Annotated in this window: 17 protein-coding genes; 8 read left to right on the top strand and 9 right to left on the bottom strand. The window is 59.6% G+C overall.

Features of this window, described 5'->3' with window-relative positions; genetic code table 11:
• Positions 1 to 104 precede the first annotated feature (104 nt).
• The 3 genes from rdgC to sugE all read left to right on the top strand — a co-directional run bounded on the left by rdgC (position 105) and on the right by sugE (position 2,577).
• Positions 105 to 1,025, top strand: coding sequence for a recombination-associated protein RdgC (rdgC, locus tag HU727_RS01850; protein WP_007919763.1), 921 nt, complete (start codon positions 105 to 107; stop codon positions 1,023 to 1,025).
• 152 nt (positions 1,026 to 1,177) lie between these two features.
• The gene (locus HU727_RS01845; RefSeq protein WP_186534418.1) at positions 1,178 to 2,143 is read left to right on the top strand and encodes a bile acid:sodium symporter family protein; all 966 of its coding nucleotides are present in this window, start codon (positions 1,178 to 1,180) and stop codon (positions 2,141 to 2,143) included.
• Between the two features lie 119 nt (positions 2,144 to 2,262).
• On the top strand, positions 2,263 to 2,577 hold the full coding sequence (gene sugE, locus HU727_RS01840) for a quaternary ammonium compound efflux SMR transporter SugE (RefSeq protein WP_186534417.1): 315 nt from the start codon (positions 2,263 to 2,265) through the stop codon (positions 2,575 to 2,577).
• Between the two features lie 122 nt (positions 2,578 to 2,699).
• On the opposite strand, the gene HU727_RS01835 is transcribed toward sugE, so the two are convergent.
• The 4 genes from HU727_RS01835 to HU727_RS01820 all read right to left on the bottom strand — a co-directional run bounded on the left by HU727_RS01835 (position 2,700) and on the right by HU727_RS01820 (position 7,471).
• Positions 2,700 to 4,571: an MFS transporter gene (locus HU727_RS01835; protein ID WP_186534416.1), complete on the bottom strand. Its 1,872-nt coding sequence runs from the start codon at positions 4,569 to 4,571 to the stop codon at positions 2,700 to 2,702.
• Between the two features lie 96 nt (positions 4,572 to 4,667).
• Positions 4,668 to 5,819, bottom strand: coding sequence for a TDT family transporter (locus HU727_RS01830; RefSeq protein WP_186534415.1), 1,152 nt, complete (start codon positions 5,817 to 5,819; stop codon positions 4,668 to 4,670).
• Between the two features lie 103 nt (positions 5,820 to 5,922).
• Positions 5,923 to 6,234 carry a cupin domain-containing protein gene (locus HU727_RS01825; protein ID WP_186534414.1) on the bottom strand — a complete coding sequence of 104 codons (312 nt, stop codon included), beginning with the start codon at positions 6,232 to 6,234 and terminating at the stop codon, positions 5,923 to 5,925.
• A 49-nt stretch (positions 6,235 to 6,283) separates the two neighbouring features.
• Positions 6,284 to 7,471 carry an MFS transporter gene (locus tag HU727_RS01820; RefSeq protein ID WP_186534413.1) on the bottom strand — a complete coding sequence of 396 codons (1,188 nt, stop codon included), beginning with the start codon at positions 7,469 to 7,471 and terminating at the stop codon, positions 6,284 to 6,286.
• A gap of 91 nt (positions 7,472 to 7,562) precedes the next feature.
• On the opposite strand from HU727_RS01820, the gene HU727_RS01815 reads away from it, so the two are divergent.
• Both HU727_RS01815 and HU727_RS01810 read left to right on the top strand, forming a co-directional pair.
• Positions 7,563 to 8,105, top strand: a complete 543-nt coding sequence (locus HU727_RS01815) for a TetR/AcrR family transcriptional regulator (protein WP_186534412.1) — start codon at positions 7,563 to 7,565, stop codon at positions 8,103 to 8,105.
• Between the two features lie 220 nt (positions 8,106 to 8,325).
• The gene (locus tag HU727_RS01810) at positions 8,326 to 11,796 is read left to right on the top strand and encodes a hybrid sensor histidine kinase/response regulator (RefSeq protein WP_217847123.1); all 3,471 of its coding nucleotides are present in this window, start codon (positions 8,326 to 8,328) and stop codon (positions 11,794 to 11,796) included.
• 93 nt (positions 11,797 to 11,889) lie between these two features.
• Here the strand turns inward: HU727_RS01810 and HU727_RS01805 are convergent, their stop codons facing one another.
• Positions 11,890 to 13,254: a DNA recombination protein RmuC gene (locus HU727_RS01805; protein ID WP_186534290.1), complete on the bottom strand. Its 1,365-nt coding sequence runs from the start codon at positions 13,252 to 13,254 to the stop codon at positions 11,890 to 11,892.
• 175 nt (positions 13,255 to 13,429) lie between these two features.
• A complete protein-coding gene (locus tag HU727_RS01800; protein ID WP_186534288.1) occupies positions 13,430 to 13,753 on the bottom strand; it encodes an SEL1-like repeat protein in 324 nt (107 codons plus the stop codon).
• A gap of 907 nt (positions 13,754 to 14,660) precedes the next feature.
• Here HU727_RS01800 and HU727_RS01795 point away from each other — a divergent pair.
• The 3 genes from HU727_RS01795 to HU727_RS01785 all read left to right on the top strand — a co-directional run bounded on the left by HU727_RS01795 (position 14,661) and on the right by HU727_RS01785 (position 17,056).
• The gene (locus HU727_RS01795; RefSeq protein ID WP_016773719.1) at positions 14,661 to 14,885 is read left to right on the top strand and encodes a hypothetical protein; all 225 of its coding nucleotides are present in this window, start codon (positions 14,661 to 14,663) and stop codon (positions 14,883 to 14,885) included.
• A gap of 271 nt (positions 14,886 to 15,156) precedes the next feature.
• Positions 15,157 to 15,639: a hypothetical protein gene (locus HU727_RS01790; RefSeq protein WP_186534287.1), complete on the top strand. Its 483-nt coding sequence runs from the start codon at positions 15,157 to 15,159 to the stop codon at positions 15,637 to 15,639.
• A gap of 145 nt (positions 15,640 to 15,784) precedes the next feature.
• Positions 15,785 to 17,056, top strand: coding sequence for an OmpP1/FadL family transporter (locus HU727_RS01785; RefSeq protein ID WP_186534286.1), 1,272 nt, complete (start codon positions 15,785 to 15,787; stop codon positions 17,054 to 17,056).
• A 209-nt stretch (positions 17,057 to 17,265) separates the two neighbouring features.
• Here the strand turns inward: HU727_RS01785 and HU727_RS01780 are convergent, their stop codons facing one another.
• The 3 genes from HU727_RS01780 to HU727_RS01775 are packed head-to-tail and all read right to left on the bottom strand — an operon-like array spanning position 17,266 to position 19,208.
• Positions 17,266 to 17,826 carry a glutathione peroxidase gene (locus tag HU727_RS01780; RefSeq protein ID WP_186534285.1) on the bottom strand — a complete coding sequence of 187 codons (561 nt, stop codon included), beginning with the start codon at positions 17,824 to 17,826 and terminating at the stop codon, positions 17,266 to 17,268.
• A gap of 54 nt (positions 17,827 to 17,880) precedes the next feature.
• On the bottom strand, positions 17,881 to 18,003 hold the full coding sequence (locus HU727_RS25840) for a hypothetical protein (protein ID WP_264081966.1): 123 nt from the start codon (positions 18,001 to 18,003) through the stop codon (positions 17,881 to 17,883).
• On the bottom strand, positions 18,000 to 19,208 hold the full coding sequence (locus tag HU727_RS01775; protein WP_186534284.1) for an MFS transporter: 1,209 nt from the start codon (positions 19,206 to 19,208) through the stop codon (positions 18,000 to 18,002). The genes HU727_RS25840 and HU727_RS01775 overlap by 4 nt, the downstream gene beginning before the upstream one ends.
• Positions 19,209 to 19,221: the final 13 nt, after the last annotated feature.

Below are 19,221 nucleotides of genomic sequence, written 5' to 3'. Positions count from 1 at the left end.
TTTTAAATAATTTTCTCAGGCCTTCCAAAGGCTTAGAGAAGGGTTGGCCTATGCCCCGGCGAAGACAATAATGCCCCCCTTTGTATAAAGGAGTGACTCACCCCATGTGGTTCAAGAACCTGCTGATCTATCGCCTGACCCAAGACCTGCCTGTCGATGCCGAGGCGCTGGAAACTGCACTGGCCACCAAACTGGCGCGTCCATGTGCAAGCCAGGAGTTGACCACTTACGGTTTCGTCGCGCCGTTCGGCAAGGGCGAAGACGCGCCGCTGGTGCACGTCAGCGGTGATTTCCTGCTGATCTCCGCGCGCAAGGAAGAACGCATTTTGCCGGGCAGCGTCGTACGTGACGCGGTCAAGGAAAAGGTCGAAGAGATCGAAGCCGAGCAGATGCGCAAGGTCTATAAGAAAGAGCGCGATCAGATCAAGGATGAAATCATCCAGGCATTCCTGCCGCGCGCGTTCATCCGTCGTTCGTCGACCTTTGCTGCGATCGCCCCGAAACAAGGTCTGATCCTGGTCAACTCGGCCAGCCCGAAACGCGCTGAAGACCTGCTGTCGACCCTGCGCGAAGTGATCGGCACCCTGCCCGTCCGCCCGCTGACGGTGAAAATGTCGCCAACCGCGACCATGACCGAATGGGTCACCACGCAAAAAGCCGCCGACGATTTCTACGTGCTGGACGAGTGCGAACTGCGCGACACCCATGAAGATGGCGGCATCGTGCGCTGCAAGCGTCAGGACCTGACCAGCGAAGAAATCCAGCTGCATCTGAGCACCGGCAAAGTGGTGACTCAGCTGTCGCTGGCCTGGCAGGACAAGCTGTCGTTCATGCTCGACGACAAAATGACCGTCAAGCGACTGAAATTCGAAGACCTGTTGCAGGATCAAGCGGAACAGGACGGTGGCGATGAAGCGCTGGGCCAACTGGACGCAAGCTTCACGCTGATGATGCTGACCTTCGGTGACTTCCTGCCGGCGCTGGTTGAAGCGTTGGGTGGGGAAGAGACGCCGCAGGGCATCTGATCCGTTTTTTATATGAAAGATTAAAAGATCGCAGCCTTCGGCAGCCCCTGCATGAAAACGAGTTTTCCTGTAAGAGCTGACGAAGGCTGCGATCTTTTTGCTGGCGACGTATGCTTAGCTTCCTAACGCTTTCATATAACAAGGATCAAGCCATGCGCGCACTGGCTGCACTCAGCCGCTTTGTCGGCAATACCTTCGCTTACTGGGTTCTGATTTTTGCCGTCGTAGCATTCCTGCAACCGTCGTGGTTCATCGGTCTGAAAAGCGCCATCGTGCCCTTGCTCGGGCTGGTGATGTTCGGCATGGGCCTGACCCTCAAACTTGACGACTTCGCTGCCGTCGCTCGCCATCCATGGCGAGTGGCACTGGGCGTGGTTGCACATTTCGTGATCATGCCCGGCGTGGCGTGGTTGCTCTGCCAGGTCTTTCACCTGCCGCCGGAAATCGCCGTCGGGGTGATTCTGGTCGGCTGCTGCCCGAGCGGTACCTCGTCCAATGTGATGACCTGGCTGGCTCGCGGCGATCTGGCGTTGTCGGTGGCGATTGCCGCGGTCACCACCCTCCTCGCCCCGCTGCTGACCCCGGCCTTGATCTGGCTGCTGGCCTCGGCCTGGTTGCCGGTGTCGTTCATGGAGTTGTTCTGGTCGATCCTGCAAGTGGTGCTGCTGCCGATTATCCTCGGCGTGGTTGCGCAGCGTCTGCTCGGCGACAAGGTTAGGCATGCGGTGGATGTGTTGCCGCTGGTGTCGGTGGTCAGCATCGTGATTATCGTGACCGCCGTTGTTGCGGCGAGTCAGGGGAAAATCGCCGAGTCCGGTCTGTTGATCATGGCGGTGGTGATGCTGCACAACAGCTTCGGCTATCTGCTCGGTTATTTCACCGGGCGGCTGTTCGGTTTGCCCTTGGCTCAGCGCAAGTCCTTGGCGCTAGAGGTCGGCATGCAGAACTCGGGGCTGGGCGCTGCGCTGGCCAGTGCGCATTTTTCGCCGCTGGCGGCGGTGCCGAGCGCGCTGTTCAGCGTCTGGCACAATATCTCGGGGGCACTGCTGTCGACTTATTTCCGCCGCATGAGCGAAAAGGAAGACCGCGACAATCTCGCGCAACAGGCTGCCGACTGAGCCGGGAACTTGATCCCCGGGTGAATGCTCGTCACTATATTGCGCAACGCGGGGACGACCCTGCGGCTCGATCGAGTCATTACTCTGGGGACGACCCCGTCAATCGATGGAGGTCTTGCATGTCCTGGATCATTCTGTTTTGCGCCGGCCTGTTCGAAGTCGGCTGGGCCGTTGGCCTGAAATACACCGACGGTTTCACCCGCCCGCTCCCCACCGCCCTGACCGTCGCGGCCATGGCCATCAGCCTCGGTCTGCTCGGGTTGGCGATGAAGGAATTACCGCTGGGTACGGCTTATGCCATCTGGACGGGCGTCGGAGCCGTGGGCACGGTGATTGCCGGGATCATCTTGTTTGGCGAGTCGATGGCATTGATTCGCATGGCCAGTGTGGCGTTGATCGTGACCGGCCTGATCGGGCTCAAGGTTAGCGCTTAACCCACCGACCCTATCGCTGGCAAGCCAGCTCCCACAAGGACTTCCGGTGTACGCCCGATTGATGGACATCACCGAACCTGTGGGAGCTGGCTTGCCAGCGATGAGGTCAGTCCAGACACCCTCTATCTAACGGTGCCCCGCAACTCCCCCACCAACGCCTGCAACTTCGCCGGCTCCGCCCCTTCGGTCACCGCCGGCCCCGCCACCAGCGTCACCCGCGACCACAACCGATGGAACAAGCCTTTGTTTGGATCGCGGCTGAAGAAACTCCCCCACAACCCCTGCAACGCCAGCGGAATCACCGGCACCGGCGTCTCTTCCAGAATCCGCGTCACGCCGCCCCGAAACTCGTTGATCTCGCCGTCGGCGGTCAATTTTCCTTCGGGGAAGATGCACACCAGCTCACCGTCCTTCAGATAATGGGCGATGCGGGTGAAGGCTTTCTCATAGATCTGGATATCTTCCTGACGCCCCGCGATAGGAATCGCGCCCGCCGTGCGGAAGATAAAGTTCAGCACCGGCAGGTTGTAGATTTTGTAGTACATGACAAAGCGAATCGGCCGACGCACCGCGCCACCGATCAGCAGGGCATCGACGAATGACACGTGATTGCACACCAGCAGCGCGGCGCCTTCATCGGGAATCGCTTCCAGATTGCGATGTTCGACGCGGTACATGGAATGGCTGAGCAGCCAAATCATGAAGCGCATGCTGAATTCGGGAACGATCTTGAAGATGTAAGCGTTGACGCCGATGTTCAACAGCGAGACGACAAGGAACAGTTGCGGTATCGACAGCTTGGCGACACTCAACAAAACGATCGAAACGATGGCCGAAACCACCATAAACAGCGCGTTGAGAATGTTGTTGGCGGCAATCACTCGCGCCCGTTCTTTTTCAGCCGTGCGCGACTGAATCAACGCGTACAACGGCACAATGTAGAAGCCGCCGAAAATGCCGAGACCGAGGATGTCGATCAACACCGCCCAGGTATGAACGAAGCCCAACACGGCAATCCAGCTATGGCCGGTGACGCTGTCCGGAATCCCACCTGAATGCCACCACAGCAACAGGCCAAACACCGTCAGGCCGAACGAACCGAACGGCACCAGCCCGATTTCGACTTTGCGCCCGGACAGTTTCTCGCAGAGCATCGAGCCCAGCGCGATTCCCACCGAGAACACGGTGAGAATCAGGGTGACAACGGTTTCGTCGCCGTGCATCCACTCCTTGGCGTAGGCCGGAATTTGCGTCAGGTAAATCGCCCCGACAAACCAGAACCACGAGTTACCGACAATCGAGCGTGATACTGCGGGCGTCTGGCCCAAACCGAGTTTCAGCGTCGCCCACGATTGACTGAAAATATTCCAGTCCAGGCGCATTTCAGGCGACGACGCCGCCGCGCGGGGAATACTGCGGCTGGCCAGATAACCGAGAACGGCAATGCCGATGATCGCTGCGGAAACTACCGGCGCGTAGTGCTCCGACGACATCATGATCCCGGCGCCGATGGTCCCGGCGAGAATCGCCAGAAAGGTGCCCATCTCCACCAGCCCGTTGCCCCCGACCAGTTCGTCGTCACGCAAGGCCTGCGGCAGGATCGAGTACTTCACCGGACCGAACAGTGCCGAATGCGTGCCCATGGCGAACAGCGCCACCAGCATCAGCGAAAGATGGTCGAAGAGAAAGCCGATCGCCCCCACCGCCATGATGGCAATTTCCGCGAGTTTGATCAGACGTATCAGCGCGTCCTTGGCGAACTTTTCCCCAAACTGCCCGGCCAGCGCCGAGAACAGGAAAAAAGGCAGGATAAACAGCAAGGCACAAAGGTTGACCCAGATCGAGCGGTCACCCTCGATGGCCAGCCGATAGAGAATGGCGAGGATCAGCGACTGTTTAAACACGTTGTCGTTAAACGCGCCGAGAGACTGAGTAATAAAGAAGGGCAAAAAACGCCGGGTGCGCAACAGGTTGAACTGTGAGGGGTGACTCATCTTCCGTGTTTCCTGATGTTAGGTAGAGAGGCCTGGGTGCTTGTTATTGGAATCTCGAACCACGATCCAGGCCACACCTTACCTAATCTTTCCGGATTATTTCTTCAAACCTGCAATGCACGGCGAGACAAACAGCTCGCCCCGCCACGCGCCTTGCAGGGTGCGTTTGCCAACGATCAGCCACATCGCCGTCAACAGCATCACCAGCGCCGTGCCGAACACACTGAAAAACGGCAGGTTGAGAATGCTCGCCAGTTTCAACGTCGCCAGCGAATACACGCCCAACGGGAACGTGAACCCCCACCAGCCGAGGTTGAACGGGATGCCGTCGCGCAGATAGCGCACGGTGATCAGCAGCGCCATCAGCATCCACCACAGACCAAACCCCCACAGCGTGATCCCCGCCACCAGCCCCAGGCCCGAAGCGATTTCACCGACACCGGGCAAGCCGTTCGCGGCAAAAATCGCCGGCGCCTCACCGCCCAGCAGCAACATGCCCAAGGCACCGGTACCGATCGGGCCGAGCGCCAGCCAGCTCGACGCGGCCATGTTTTCGTGGGGCAGCTTGTGCAAGGCCATGCGTAACAACAGAATCGTCAGGATGCTGAATGCCACCGGCAGGGAAAAAGCCCAGAGCACATAGCTAGTCGTCAGCACCACCAGTTGCGCGTGGGCGTCGGTCAAGTGCGGGGCCACTAAACCGCCGCTGGCCGCCGCGACTTCGGCCGCCACGACCGGCAACAGCCAGACAGCGGTCATCTGATCGATGCTGTGCTCCTGACGGGTAAACATCATGTACGGAATCAACACACCGCAGGCCAGCGACATCGCCACGTCCAGCCACCACAGGACTTCGACAAGCTGAATAACGCCCTCGCCCCAGCGCGGCAGCCCAAACAGCAGAAAACCGTTAATGATCGTTGCAAGGCCCATGGGAATGGTGCCGAAGAACATCGACACAGTGGAATGACCGAAAATCCGCCGTGCCTCGTCGAAAAACAGAATCCAGCGCGCGGCGTAGGCTGCAGTAAACAAAGCGAACAACAGGATATTGAACAGCCACAGTCCTTCCGCCACGGCATGCAACCCGGGGATCGCAACTGGCAACTGCGCCAGCGCCAACGCCAGTACGCCGGTGCCCATGGTTGCGGCGAACCAGTTCGGCGTGAACTGGCGGATCACTTCGCGTGGGTGCTGCAGCTGGCTGAAAGGCTTGTAGCCGGGGGTGACACTGTTAGGGCAAATCATCATGAACTCCTGTCCTCTCGTGAGGTTGAGATCATGGTAGATCCGAATCGAATATCGATATAACGGGTAATATCTCTAACTGTTATCTGTTTTGCAGATAAGCTCAGACGCTGCCTTCGGATTCGACTACCAGAATCCGCGCCGCGCCCTGGGGATGCGCTACATGCTCGGTGCCGACCGAGGCGTAGAAAATATCGCCGACTTCCAGCAGCGCTTGTTTCTCCTCACCGTTTTCGCGATAGCGCATCTGCACCTGACCATCGAGCACCACGAACACTTCTTCGCCATCATTGACGTGCCACTTATAAGGCTGATCGGTCCAGTGCAGGCGCGTGGTGATGCCGTTCATGTTGGCGATGTCCAGTGCACCCCAGGCGCGCTCGGCGGTGAACGATTTGCTGCGGATAATCTTCATGAGTCGATCCGTGAAAGAAGTAGGCCAAGGCTAACTGAAACAGCGGCGTTCAAGGAGCGCTGCAAACTTTGGCCGCTTGTGGACGCAGACTGAGCAGCAGCGCAGCGACCGCCAGCACAATCAGAACCGCACCGTAACCATCAGTGGTCGCCAGTAAGCCGAAACTGCGAGCCAGGTGCCCGGCCAGCAAAGCAGGCAAACAGAACGCCAGGTAACTGAGCACGTAATACGCCGACATCAACCCGGCCCGCTCATGTGGCAAGGCCAGCGGTACTAGACTGCGAACGGTGCCAAGGAAGCCCGAACCGAACCCGCACCCGGCGACCAGCGTGCCGAGGAAGAACACCGACAGACTGGCGCCATGTACGCCAAGCAGAATCAGGATCAGACCGAGGGGCAGCAGGCTTGCACCCAGACGCAGGGCCTGGGTGGCCGGACGATTGCGCATCGTGACGATCATCAGCGCCCCGGTCACGGTCAATGCCGCGACCGTCGCGCCGCCGATCAGATTGGATGTCGAGCCGGTGGCCGTGCGCACCAATGACGGCGCCAGTGACGCGTAAAAACCACCTAACGCCCAGGTCGCTGTGTTCAGCGGCAATACTCGCCACAATGTCGAACGCGCTTGCAGCGGCACATGCAAGGTAGGCCGCAACGACGCCCATGCCCCGGCTTGTCGCGAGACACTTTCCGGCAGGCGCCAGACATACAAGCCCTGCAACACAAACAGCGCCAGCAGCAACCAATAGGTCAGTTGCAACGGTGCGGGGGCGAATTCTGCCAGCAAGCCGCAACCCATGCCGCCCAACGCCATGCCGAGCAACGGCGCGACACTGTTGACCAGCGGGCCGTTCTGGCGATCGGTATCGAGCAGCGTCGCACTCAAGACAGCCGTGGCCATGCCAGTGGCGAAACCTTGCAAAACGCGCGCGCCGATCAGCCATGCCACGCTGTCGGCGTAGATGAACAGCAACATCGCCAGCGCATTGAGCAACACGGCAGCAAAGATCACCGGTTTACGCCCCAAGTGATCGGAGAGCGAACCAACGGTTAACAGCGCCGCCAAAAGGCTGAGGGCATAAACCCCGAAGATCAGCGTCAATACCGCTGGCGAGAAGTGCAACTGTTCCTGATACAAGTGGTACAACGGCGTCGGCGCAGTTGAAGCGGCGAGGAAACTCAGTAGGGTAATCGCCAGAAACCACAGGCTGGATCGATGGGAAGCAAGGCTGGTCATGGGCACACTCCGCAAAAGCTAATTTTTTGCTTTTGCGGAGTGTGCTACCGCCTCACGCTAAAAGCAAATTCTTTGTGTTAAGGTCTGCCGCATGGCTATTAAAGAAGGTTTACGCCCCGGAGGCCGAAGCGCCCGGGTGCAGGAGTCGATTCATTCGGCTGTCCGCGCGCTTCTGCAAGAACAGGAGCGTTCCACGGTGACGGTCCCGCAAATCGCAGCGCGCGCAGGCGTTACGCCGTCGACCATTTATCGGCGCTGGGGCGATCTGACGGCGCTGCTGGCTGATGTCGCCCTCGCCCGTATGCGCCCTGACAGCGAGCCGGCGGATACCGGCAGCCTGCGCGGCGACATCCGCGCCTGGGCCGAGCAGTATCTCGACGAAATGAGCTCGGAACCGGGGCGCAACATGATGCGCGATGTGCAAGCGAGCGCTACGCCGGGGTATTGCGTGGCGATCGTTGGTGCGCAGTTGCAGACGATTGTTGACCGCTATCCTGATGAAACGGCGCCGAGTGTTGACCGACTGATAAATCTGGTCGTGGCGCCGGTGGTGTATCGGCTTCTTTTTTCGGCGGCAGCATTGGAGATGGATGAGTTGCATCGCCTGATCGATATCGCATTGCAGCAAGGCTGACGCCTTCGCGAGCAGGCTCGCTCCCACAGGAGAACGCATTTCAATTGTGGGAGCGAGCCTGCTCGCGAAGAGGCCCTGCCGATCATCAAAAAACCACTCGACTCCACCCTGCGACACCCCGCCGCGCCACGACCTTGGTCGACACTGACGAACCGTCGCGCGCATGCGAGACTGTCCGCCCGGGTTGGAGTGCCGGGGAGTCTTTTGTCGGGAGTGTTGCATGCCGTTGTCCACCGGCCTGATCGCCGTCGTTGCCCTGGCCTATATGGCCATCATGTTCGCTATCGCCTTTTACGGCGACCGCCGCCGCACGCCGTTGCCGCCGCGTGTGCGTGCCTGGGTGTATAGCCTGTCGCTGGCGGTTTACTGCACCAGCTGGACGTTTTTCGGCGCGGTCGGCCAAGCGGCGGAACAGCTGTGGTCATTCCTGCCGATCTACCTCGGGCCGATTCTGTTGCTGCTGGGCGCGCCGTGGGTCCTGCAAAAAATGGTGATGATCAGCAAACAGGAGAACATCACCTCCATTGCCGACTTTATCGCCGCACGCTACGGCAAGTCGCAATCGCTGGCGGTGGTTGTTGCGCTGATTTGTCTGGTCGGCGTGCTGCCCTATATTGCCCTGCAGCTCAAAGGCATCGTTCTGGGCGTGAACCTGTTGATCGGTGCGGGCGCCGATGCGATGGGCACGCGCGCTCAAGACACCGCGCTGATCGTGTCGCTGGTACTGGCTCTCTTCACCATCGTGTTTGGCACACGCAACCTCGACGCGACTGAACACCACCGCGGCATGGTGCTGGCAATTGCCTTCGAATCGCTGGTCAAGCTGTTCGCCTTTCTCGCCGTCGGCGCTTTCGTCACCTACGGTCTCTATGACGGTTTCGATGACCTCTTTGATCAGGCGATGCTCGCCCCGCGCCTCGAAGCGTACTGGAAAGAAACCATCAATTGGCCCTCGATGGTGGTGCAGACCGGCGTAGCGATGATGGCGATTATTTGCCTGCCTCGGCAATTTCACGTGACCGTGGTGGAAAACATCGACCCGCAGGATCTGCGTCTGGCCAAATGGGTATTCCCGGCTTATCTCGCCCTGGCCGCGTTGTTTGTAGTCCCGATCGCGCTGGCCGGTCAGATGATGCTGCCCAGCCATGTTCTGCCCGACTCGTTCGTGATCAGCCTGCCGCTGGCCCAGGGTCATCCGGCGTTGGCGATGCTGGCGTTTATCGGCGGTGCCTCGGCGGCGACAGGCATGGTGATCGTCGCCAGTGTCGCGCTGTCGACCATGGTGTCCAACGACATGCTGTTGCCGTGGCTGCTGCGACGCAACAACGCCGAGCGGCCGTTCGAAGTGTTTCGTCAGTGGATGCTGTCGGTACGCCGCGTCAGCATCGTGGTGATTCTTCTGCTGGCCTACGTCAGCTATCGCTTGCTCGGCTCGACCGCAAGCCTGGCCACCATCGGCCAGATCGCGTTCGCTGCAGTGACGCAACTCGCACCCGCGATGCTCGGCGCGCTGTACTGGAAACAGGCGAACCGCCGTGGCGTATTCGCGGGGCTCGCCACCGGGACTTTTCTCTGGTTCTACACACTGGTTCTGCCGATTGCAGCGCACAGCCTCGGCTGGTCGCTGGCCAGTTTCCCGGGGTTGGCATGGCTGCACAGCAACCCCCTGAACCTGCCGATCACGCCGTTGACCCAAGGCGTAGTGTTATCGCTGGCCGGTAACTTCACGCTGTTCGCCTGGGTGTCGGTACTGTCGCGTACGCGGGTTTCCGAGCACTGGCAGGCTGGGCGCTTCATCGGTCAGGAAATCAGCGCGCGGCCGAACGGGCGCTCGATGCTGGCGGTGCAGATTGATGATCTGCTGCAACTGGCGGCACGCTTTGTCGGCGAAGAACGCGCGCGCCAGAGCTTCATCCGTTTTGCCTACCGTCAGGGCAAGGGCTTCAACCCGAATCAGAACGCTGACAGCGAATGGATTGCTCACACCGAACGCCTGCTGGCCGGTGTGCTCGGCGCCTCGTCGACCCGCGCCGTCGTCAAAGCGGCCATTGAAGGTCGGGAAATGCAGTTGGAGGACGTCGTCCGAATCGCCGACGAAGCCTCGGAAGTGCTGCAGTTCAACCGCGCCCTGCTGCAAGGCGCGATCGAAAACATCACGCAAGGCATCAGCGTGGTCGACCAGTCGCTGAAACTGGTGGCCTGGAACCGTCGTTACCTGGAGCTGTTCAACTATCCCGACGGGCTGATCAGCGTGGGCCGCCCGATTGCTGACATCATCCGCTACAACGCTGAACGCGGTCTGTGCGGCCCAGGCGAAGCGGAAGTGCATGTTGCCCGGCGCCTGCACTGGATGCGCCAGGGCCGCGCCCACACCTCCGAGCGCCTGTTTCCCAATGGCCGGGTAATCGAACTGATCGGCAATCCGATGCCCGGCGGCGGTTTTGTCATGAGCTTCACCGACATTACCGCGTTCCGCGAAGCCGAACAGGCGCTGACCGAGGCCAACGAAGGCCTGGAGCGACGGGTCGGCGAACGCACGCAAGAGCTGTCGCAACTCAACGTCGCGCTCACTGAAGCCAAGGGCAACGCCGAGTTGGCTAACCAGTCCAAGACCCGCTTTCTCGCCGCCGTCAGCCATGACTTGATGCAGCCGCTGAACGCCGCGCGACTGTTCTCCGCCGCCCTCTCCCATCAGAACGAAGGCTTGGGCAGCGAGGCGCAGCAACTGGTCCGGCATCTCGACAGCTCGTTGCGCTCAGCCGAGGACCTGATAAGCGACCTGCTGGACATCTCGCGCCTGGAAAACGGCAAGATCAACCCCGATCGCAAAGCGTTCGCCCTCAACGAACTGTTCGACATCCTCGGCGCGGAATTCAAGGCGCTGGCGCAGGAGCAAGGGTTGAAATTCCGTGTGCGCGGCAGTCAGTTGCGCATCGACAGCGACATCAAATTGCTGCGGCGGATTTTGCAGAATTTCCTCACCAACGCTTTCCGCTACGCCAAGGGACCGGTGCTGCTGGGCGTACGTCGGCGCGCCGGCGAACTGTGCCTGGAAGTCTGGGATCGCGGGCCGGGTATTGCGGAAGACAAGCAGCAGGTGATTTTCGAAGAGTTCAAACGCCTGGACAGCCATCAGACCCGAGCCGAAAAGGGCTTGGGTTTAGGCTTGGCGATTGCTGATGGCTTATGTCGCGTGCTGGGGCACACCCTGCGCGTTCGCTCATGGCCGGGGCGTGGCAGCGTGTTCAGCGTGACCGTGCCATTGGCTCGCACTCAAATACCTCCCGCGAACGCCACGGTGGAATCGAACGGCAAGCTGTTGAGCGGCGCGCAAGTGCTGTGTATCGACAATGAAGACAGCATTCTGATCGGCATGAACAGTCTGTTGAGCCGCTGGGGCTGCCAGGTGTGGACAGCGCGTAATCGCGACGAGTGCGAGGCGCTGTTGAGTCAAGGCGTGCGGCCGCAACTGGCGTTGGTGGATTATCACCTGGATCACGGCGACACCGGCACAGAACTCATGGCGTGGTTACGCACGCGCCTGGGCGAGCCGGTGCCGGGAGTGGTGATCAGTGCCGATGGCCGCCCTGAGATGGTCGCGCAGGTGCATGCGGCGGGGCTGGATTATCTGGCCAAACCGGTGAAACCGGCGGCGTTGCGGGCGCTGTTGAGTCGGTATTTGCCGCTGTAGGTGGGCGATTTTACTGGCGCCATCGCGAGCAGGCTCGCTCCCACATTGGAATGCGTTTCCTGTGGGAGCGAGCCTGCTCGCGAAGCTTCTGATTTATTCCGGCAGTTCGACCAGTCCATCAACATCCGTCATTGCGCGCTCCAGCAGGTCCGCCGGCAAGCTCTTGCTCGCCCGTGCACCCAGCAATTTCAATTGCTCACTGCGGCTGACCAGATTGCCGCGCCCTTCTGTCAGCTTGTTGCGCGCTGAGCTGTAGGCCTTGTCCAGTTGCTGCAGGCGATTGCCGACCTCGTCCAGATCCTGGATAAACAACACGAACTTGTCGTAAAGCCAACCGGCGCGCTCAGCGATTTCCCGAGCGTTCTGGCTCTGGCGTTCCTGTTTCCACAGACTGTCGATCACGCGCAAAGTAGCCAATAGTGTGGTCGGACTGACGATGACGATATTGCGGTCGAAGGCTTCCTGAAAGAGTGCCGGCTCAGCCTGCAAGGCGGCGGAAAACGCGGCTTCGATCGGTACGAAGAGCAAAACGAAATCGAGGCTGTGCAAGCCTTCAAGGCGTTTGTAATCCTTGCCGGCCAGGCCTTTGACGTGATTGCGCAGCGACAGCACGTGCTGCTTGATCGCGATTTGCCCCAGCGTGTCGTCTTCGGCCGCGACATATTGTTGATAGGCCGTAAGACTGACCTTGGAATCGACCACCACCTGCTTGTCGCCGGGCAGGTAAATGATCACATCGGGCTGGAAGCGCTCGCCATCCGGGCCCTTCAAATTGACCTGGGTCTGGTACTCGCGGCCTTTCTCCAACCCTGCGTGTTCCAGAACCCGCTCAAGGATCAGCTCGCCCCAGTTGCCTTGGGTTTTCTGGCCCTTGAGGGCGCGGGTCAGATTGGTCGCTTCGTCGCTCAAGCGCAAATTCAGCGCCTGCAAACGCTCCAGTTCCTTGGCCAGCGAGAAGCGCTCGCGGGCTTCGGCCTGGTAACTTTCTTCCACGCGTTTTTCGAAAGACTGGATGCGTTCTTTCAACGGATCCAGCAACTGCCCGAGCCGTTGCTGGCTGGTTTCGGCAAAACGCTGCTCGCGCTCGTCGAAGATCTTGCCCGCCAGTTCGGCGAATTGGGCGCGCAACTCATCGCGCGAGCCTTGCAGATCATTGAGGCGCTGTTGATGGCTTTCCTGTTGTTCGCGCAGCTCGGCGCTCAGCGAGGCGGCGTGGGCGTCGAGGCGGCGCAACTCGGCGTCCTTGTTCGCGCGCTCAAGGTTCCAGGCGTGGGAAGCGTCGCGGGCGTCATCGCGCTCGATCTGCAGCAACTCGACTTCGCGGCGCAGGGCGGCAAGGTCGGCCTGCTTGGCGGCGTTGGCCTGACCGAGATCGGCGACTTCATCGCGGCTGGCTTCAAGCTGCGCATTGAGCCCGTCCTGAGCCAGTTGTGCCATGGTCAGGCGCTCTTCAAGCAAAGCCAGATCAGCATCGGCGCTGCTGGCCCGACGTTGCAGTTGCCAGGCCAGCGCCAGCAGTGGCACCCCTGCTGCCGCAAGACCGAGCAACATGCTGGTCAAGTCCATAGCCATAGCGACTCCTGCCGATCCGATAAAGCCTGAAGGTTAACCAAGGTGTCAGGGCTTGGACAGCTCAGTCTTCGATCAGACCGAGTTCCTGCTGCGCGCGGCGGTCGCCGGCACGGGCGGCCTGACGTAGAAGCTCCTGCCCGATGCGACGGTCACGCGCGTTGCCGCACTCACGGCACATCAGCTGGCCAAGGCGGCTCTGTGCGACAACAACGCCTTCGCGTGCCGGTTGCTTGAGCAGGCGGCCGGCGAGGTGTTTGACACTGTGGCTTTCGCTCAAGCGCGGAGCATCGAGCAACCATTCAGCCACGCGCACGGAAAAGCGCTTGGGAGCGGTAACAGAGGTCGGGTTGGAGGTAACAGAGTCTGATACTGAGCGAAACTTCATAAAGCACTGCGGGACAGATCGAAGGCGCGACACTTTACTCTCTTTTTCTTACAGGTAAAGTCGAAAAGAACCCGGCACGCCCGTCCTAGAGCAAGCGCTAGGGACAATCCACAGAAGCTGTGGATAAGTCAGTGGACAACCGCCTTGCGATCGCCGCAAAGCCTTATGGAATGGGGCTCGCAGTCAAACTGACGATTTTTTCACCAGCAAAAAAAGGCGATATTTTTCATTGACTTAAACTTTTGATACAGGCAGCGACCGGAGTCAGGATCAATGTGACAGTTCGGTTACGCTCTGTGCAACTAATGTGCACAAGTACCTGTGACTCCGTTATATGCGTGCGCTTTTTCGGGTCATTTTTGGTCACAAACCACGATCAACCGGGCTGATGCAAAGGACCTACGGCGACGAATGGTCAGGTGCCGCAGACGACATCATTTTTATCTGCAGACAGGTTTGCTTTGCCCGAGAGGATCCGTTACTATCCGCGGCGTTAGTACCAAGCTGAAAGTCAATTCCGGTCGAACATCCCCCACGGTGAACCTTCTCTCAAGAAGCCCTTGCCGAAAAAAGCGGGAACGACCCCTCGATGGTTTCCAGGTAAATCTTGCGACGACGCTGCCTTTGAACGAAAGCAAAGGGCGTTGCGAAGGCCACTTACTCTGACCGAACCAACCTGCAAATTGATCAGGATCTTCACCCCGGGCCCAGAACCTTTGCCCTTGATGTGCTGCCTGTCCTCCTAAGTACCTACCTGCCAGCCCAAGCGCGCTCACTTATCAGCGCTTCAAACTGGCTGCTTTGTTCCAGTCGGGTTCTTCGTTCGATCAATGGTGATCGACGTTACTGGAACGTTTTAACGTTGCACGGTTCTTATCCGTGTCATTTGTAGGAACACCCAATAACTATGTCTACTCAAATCCAGACTCAGGATGCCATTCGCACCCTAACCAACGCTTTTGCCCCAATGAACTGCCTGATCATGGCCGCTCGCAAAGGCTGCTTCAGCTTCACCGTGGTCAATGAACACGGAATCGCTCGCCACAGCGAGCGCTTGTACCCCGATCAATACTCCAGCGCAGAACCGCTGCAGGCCGTGATCGAGCGTACGCGCCAGGCACTGGTTGCCTGAAGCCGAACAGGCTGCAAAAGCAAAGCCCTGCTAACAAGCGGGGCTTTTTATTGCCTGATATTTCACTTTTAGCGCTTCGCTTTTAAGCATATTCGGATCTAACGCTTGGGATCCGATGCGGGAAATATTTTAAAAACAGGCCTTTACACGCTGAATATCACACTACACTTCAACTCAAGCGGCGTGACCCGCTTGCGGCGAGCCTGAGTCGATCCACTGCTGCCAAAGCCTCTTCAGGACTCGCCCTCTATAACAAGAAACCGAGGGTGTTATGGGTATCGCCGCCAGCGAACTGTGCCGCTATGTGATCCGTCCGACCTTGATCTATCTGGGACGTCATTGCGCCACCGCCGAATCCCTGCTGTTGGGCATCGCCGCCAGCCAGTCCGCCCTCGGGTCTGCCCTGCATGACCGCCGTGGCCATGGCCTCTACCGGATTGCCGAGCATCGGCATCAGGCACTCTGGGACGAATACCTGGCGCTTGATCCGGAGCGTGCGAGCCTGGTGCGCGGCCTCGCCAGCCAGCATGCATTTCTCAGCGGTCCGCACCTGGAGCTGACCGTCAACCTGCGTTACGCCACCGCCATCGCCTGGCTGCTGGTCGAAGAACAGAACCCCACCCTGCCCGCCCCGACCGACCTGCTGGGCATGGCGCGCATCTGGCGTCAGACCTTTCAGCCTCAAGGTCGCTTGCGTGACTTCACTTACGCTTGGCAAACGTGTGTTTCACCGCTGAATCAGGTCGCTTGCTGACCACATGGTTTCGGAAGTTCTCGTATCTAGTCGCCATTTGGTCGGATTGTCCTACAAAACCGCTCTAACTCAAGGCATACAGGCTATAGCGCTGGGGCGAAAATGTTGGTAATTTTCGCCCCGGTGATCACCAGGAGTTCTAATAATGAAAAAAGTCATGCTCAAAACCACCCTTAGCCTCGCCGTTACCCTCGCATCTAGCCAAATTTTCGCGGCAGGTTTTGCCCTCAACGAACAAAGCATCAGTGGGATGGGGACTGGTTTTGCCGGGCGATCTTCTTCTGCCGACGACGCAAGCACCGTTTATGGCAACCCTGCCGGCATGGCTCGCATCAAGCGTGAACAAGTCACCGGTGGCGTAGCCTTTGTCGATGCGCATACCGACATCAGCAACGGCAGCTCCAGCCCGAACGGCGGCAGCAACAAAGGCGACATGGTGCCTCTGACTGCCGTACCGATGGGCTTCTACGTCAAGCCGATCGACGATCACTGGGCGTTTGGCCTCGGCGTCTACGTGCCATTCGGCCTGATCACCGATTACGAAAGCGGCTTTGCCGGCCGTTATTTCGGCAGCAAGTCTGAAGTACAAGTCATCACTTTCCAGCCAACCGTCAGCTACGCCTTCAACGACAAGGTGTCGATCGGTTTCGGTCCGACGATCAACCGTATCGACGGCTCGCTGGAGTCGAACCTGTCGATCACTCAGGCGCTGCCGGACGGCAAGGTCAAGATCAAGGGTGACGACACCGCGCTGGGTTACAACATCGGCGTTCTGGTGCAAGCCACCGACACCACCCGTGTCGGCCTGACCTACCACTCCAAGGTTGACTACAAACTGGAAGGCGACACCAAGGTCAAGTACGGCGCCTTGGCGCTGGCAGGCTTGGGCGCCAGCCAGAAGTACGATGCGTCGTTGAAGATCACCACGCCTGAATCCGTTGACCTGTCGGTCACCCAGGCCATCAACGATCGCTGGAACGTCTACGCCGGTACCACCTGGACTCGTTGGAGCCAGCTGGAAAAGATCACCGTCAAGAACTCCGGCGTGCAGCCTGCATTGGCCGGTCAGTTTGGCTCGATCAACGAAGACCAGAACTGGCATGACACCTGGGCCTACGCCGTGGGTACGTCGTATCAGTTGAACAAGGAATGGGTCCTGCGTACTGGTCTGACCTTCGACCAGTCGCCAACCAATAACGAAGACCGCTCGCCACGAATCCCGACTGGCGACCGCACGATCTTCAGTATCGGTGCCGGCTGGAGCCCGACCGAAGACCTGACCATCGACGTCGCTTATTCGTACCTGAAGGAAGAGTCGGTCAACATCCGCAACGAAAACAATCGTGGCCAAAGCTACGAGTCCAAGTATGAAAACTCGGCAAACGGTTTCGGTGTCGGCGCGACTTACCGCTTCTGATGATCGGCGGCGAGGCTGATCCCTCGCCCACAAAAAACCCCGCTCTCTTTGCTGAGGCGGGGCTTTTTAATGCCTGCAACTTTTCACTGGAACGACAAAATTACCATTGTGGGAGCGAGCCTGCTCGCGAAGGCGGTATGTCAGATGATGATGTGCTGACTGACGCACCGCTTCGCGAGCAGGCTCGCTCCCACAGGGAAAAACATGGGTCAGTGAGTCAGGGGTTTGGAGGCGATGGCCTTCTCGATCGCCGCAATAAACTCAGGATCATCCGGCTTGGTCAGACTGGAAAAACTGGCAACAACCTTGCCCTGACGGTCCACCACGTACTTGTAGAAGTTCCACTTGGGCGCATTGCTCTGTTCGGCCAGAACCTTGAACAGATGCGTAGCGTCATCGCCGCGAACCTTTTGCGGCTCAGTCATGGCGAACGTCACGCCGTAATTGGCGTAGCAGACTTTGGCGGTCTCGGCGCTGTCCTTGGACTCCTGCTTGAAGTCGTCCGACGGTACACCGAGCATTTCCAGGCCTTGGACCTTGTAGCGCTTGTTCAGCGCCTCAAGACCTTCGAACTGCGGGGCGAAACCGCAGAAACTGGCGGTATTGACCACCACCAGCGGCTTGTCGGCGTATTGCTTGCACAGATCGATGGATTCCTTGGCACGCAACTTCGGCAGCGAGCCTTGCAGCAGGTCCGGACAGTCGGCGGCCTGGGCCAGGCCAGTCAACGCCATCAGCAAAGCGGGAACAGCACACCAGCGCATCAACATGTTGAACATCCTTGGGCAGTGGTCAGCTTTCGACGTTACTCGTCACGCTGCGCTCTAGCAAATACTCATGCCCAATTGCATCAATGCGAGGCCGCCCTGCTGCCAGCCCCACCACACCAGCGCCAGCAGCGCGGCGGCCAGTGCGGTGATGGCGAGTCGCGCCCAATGCCGGCTCATGCCGCGCTCGCACTGGCTTGCAGGCGCGCCACCGGACGCTCGCGCACTGGCCAGTTCAGCGCCGCCGCCAGCAGGCTCAAGAGAATCGCCACTTGCCAGATCAAGTCATAACTCCCGGTTCGGTCATACACCACCCCGCCCAGCCAGCCGCCGAGGAACGAGCCAAGCTGATGGAACAGAAAGACGATGCCACCGAGCATGGACAGATTTCGCACACCGAACAAGGTCGCCACCGTACCGTTGGTCAACGGCACCGTCGACAGCCACAGGAAACCCATGGCCATGCCGAACAGATACGCCGTGGTGGTCGTCACCGGCAGCCACAGGAACAGCGCAATCACCACCGCGCGCAGCAGATATAACCCCGTCAGCAAGCGCGGTTTGGACATCCGCCCGCCGAGCCAACCGGCGGTGTAAGTGCCGAAAATGTTGAACAGCCCGATCAACGCCAGCACCGTGGTGCCGACGGTCGCGGGCAAATGCTGATCCACGAGATAGGCCGGCAGGTGCACGCCGATAAACACCACCTGAAAACCGCAGACGAAAAAACCGAACGCCAGCAGCCAGAATCCGGAATGCGAACAGGCCTCGCGCAGCGCTTCGGCAAGGGTTTGATCATGGCCGAGCACCGGCAGCGGCTTGTCCTTGAGCATGCCCACCAGCGGCACGATCATCGCCACCAGCAGGCCAAGCACCAACAGCGCTGCCGACCAGCCGAGCCAGCCGATCAAACCCAGCGTGCCCGGCAGCATGGCGAACTGGCCGAACGAACCGGCGGCGCTGGCGATACCCATGCCCATGCTGCGTTTCTCTGCCGGCACGGCGCGGCCGACTACGCCGAGGATCACCGAGAACGAGGTGCCGGACAGCCCGATGCCGATCAGCAGGCCAGCACTCAGCGACAGGGTCACCGCCGAATCGGACAAGCCCATGAACACCAGGCCCAACGCGTAGAGCACGCCTCCGACCAGCACCACTTTCGCCGCACCAAAACGGTCCGCCAGCGCGCCGGTAAAGGGTTGCGCCAAGCCCCAGATCAGGTTCTGCAAGGCGATCGCGAAGGCAAACACCTCACGGCCCCAGCCGAACTGCGCGCTCATCGGCGACAGGAACAAACCGAAACCATGGCGCACGCCCAGTGACAACGCCAGGATCAGCGCACTCCCGAGCAACACCCAACCGCACGTACGCCACATCGATGTCATTATTATTCTCCAG

Source organism: Pseudomonas khorasanensis (assembly GCF_014268505.2).
Lineage (GTDB): Bacteria > Pseudomonadota > Gammaproteobacteria > Pseudomonadales > Pseudomonadaceae > Aquipseudomonas > Aquipseudomonas khorasanensis.
The sequence above is the reverse complement of the archived record's forward strand: the minus strand, read 5'-3'. Positions and strand labels throughout refer to the sequence as shown.

Excerpts from the sequence above, each read along its gene's own strand:
- rdgC (WP_007919763.1), top strand. The coding sequence starts at position 105 with ATGTGGTTCAAGAACCTGCTGATCTATCGCCTGACCCAAGACCTGCCT.
- HU727_RS01845 (WP_186534418.1), top strand. The coding sequence starts at position 1,178 with ATGCGCGCACTGGCTGCACTCAGCCGCTTTGTCGGCAATACCTTCGCT.
- sugE (WP_186534417.1), top strand. The coding sequence starts at position 2,263 with ATGTCCTGGATCATTCTGTTTTGCGCCGGCCTGTTCGAAGTCGGCTGG.
- HU727_RS01835 (WP_186534416.1), bottom strand. The coding sequence starts at position 4,571 with ATGAGTCACCCCTCACAGTTCAACCTGTTGCGCACCCGGCGTTTTTTG.
- HU727_RS01830 (WP_186534415.1), bottom strand. The coding sequence starts at position 5,819 with ATGATTTGCCCTAACAGTGTCACCCCCGGCTACAAGCCTTTCAGCCAG.
- HU727_RS01825 (WP_186534414.1), bottom strand. The coding sequence starts at position 6,234 with ATGAAGATTATCCGCAGCAAATCGTTCACCGCCGAGCGCGCCTGGGGT.
- HU727_RS01820 (WP_186534413.1), bottom strand. The coding sequence starts at position 7,471 with ATGACCAGCCTTGCTTCCCATCGATCCAGCCTGTGGTTTCTGGCGATT.
- HU727_RS01815 (WP_186534412.1), top strand. The coding sequence starts at position 7,563 with ATGGCTATTAAAGAAGGTTTACGCCCCGGAGGCCGAAGCGCCCGGGTG.
- HU727_RS01810 (WP_217847123.1), top strand. The coding sequence starts at position 8,326 with ATGCCGTTGTCCACCGGCCTGATCGCCGTCGTTGCCCTGGCCTATATG.
- HU727_RS01800 (WP_186534288.1), bottom strand. The coding sequence starts at position 13,753 with ATGAAGTTTCGCTCAGTATCAGACTCTGTTACCTCCAACCCGACCTCT.
- HU727_RS01795 (WP_016773719.1), top strand. The coding sequence starts at position 14,661 with ATGTCTACTCAAATCCAGACTCAGGATGCCATTCGCACCCTAACCAAC.
- HU727_RS01790 (WP_186534287.1), top strand. The coding sequence starts at position 15,157 with ATGGGTATCGCCGCCAGCGAACTGTGCCGCTATGTGATCCGTCCGACC.
- HU727_RS01785 (WP_186534286.1), top strand. The coding sequence starts at position 15,785 with ATGAAAAAAGTCATGCTCAAAACCACCCTTAGCCTCGCCGTTACCCTC.
- HU727_RS01780 (WP_186534285.1), bottom strand. The coding sequence starts at position 17,826 with ATGTTGATGCGCTGGTGTGCTGTTCCCGCTTTGCTGATGGCGTTGACT.
- HU727_RS25840 (WP_264081966.1), bottom strand. The coding sequence starts at position 18,003 with ATGAGCCGGCATTGGGCGCGACTCGCCATCACCGCACTGGCCGCCGCG.
- HU727_RS01775 (WP_186534284.1), bottom strand. The coding sequence starts at position 19,208 with ATGACATCGATGTGGCGTACGTGCGGTTGGGTGTTGCTCGGGAGTGCG.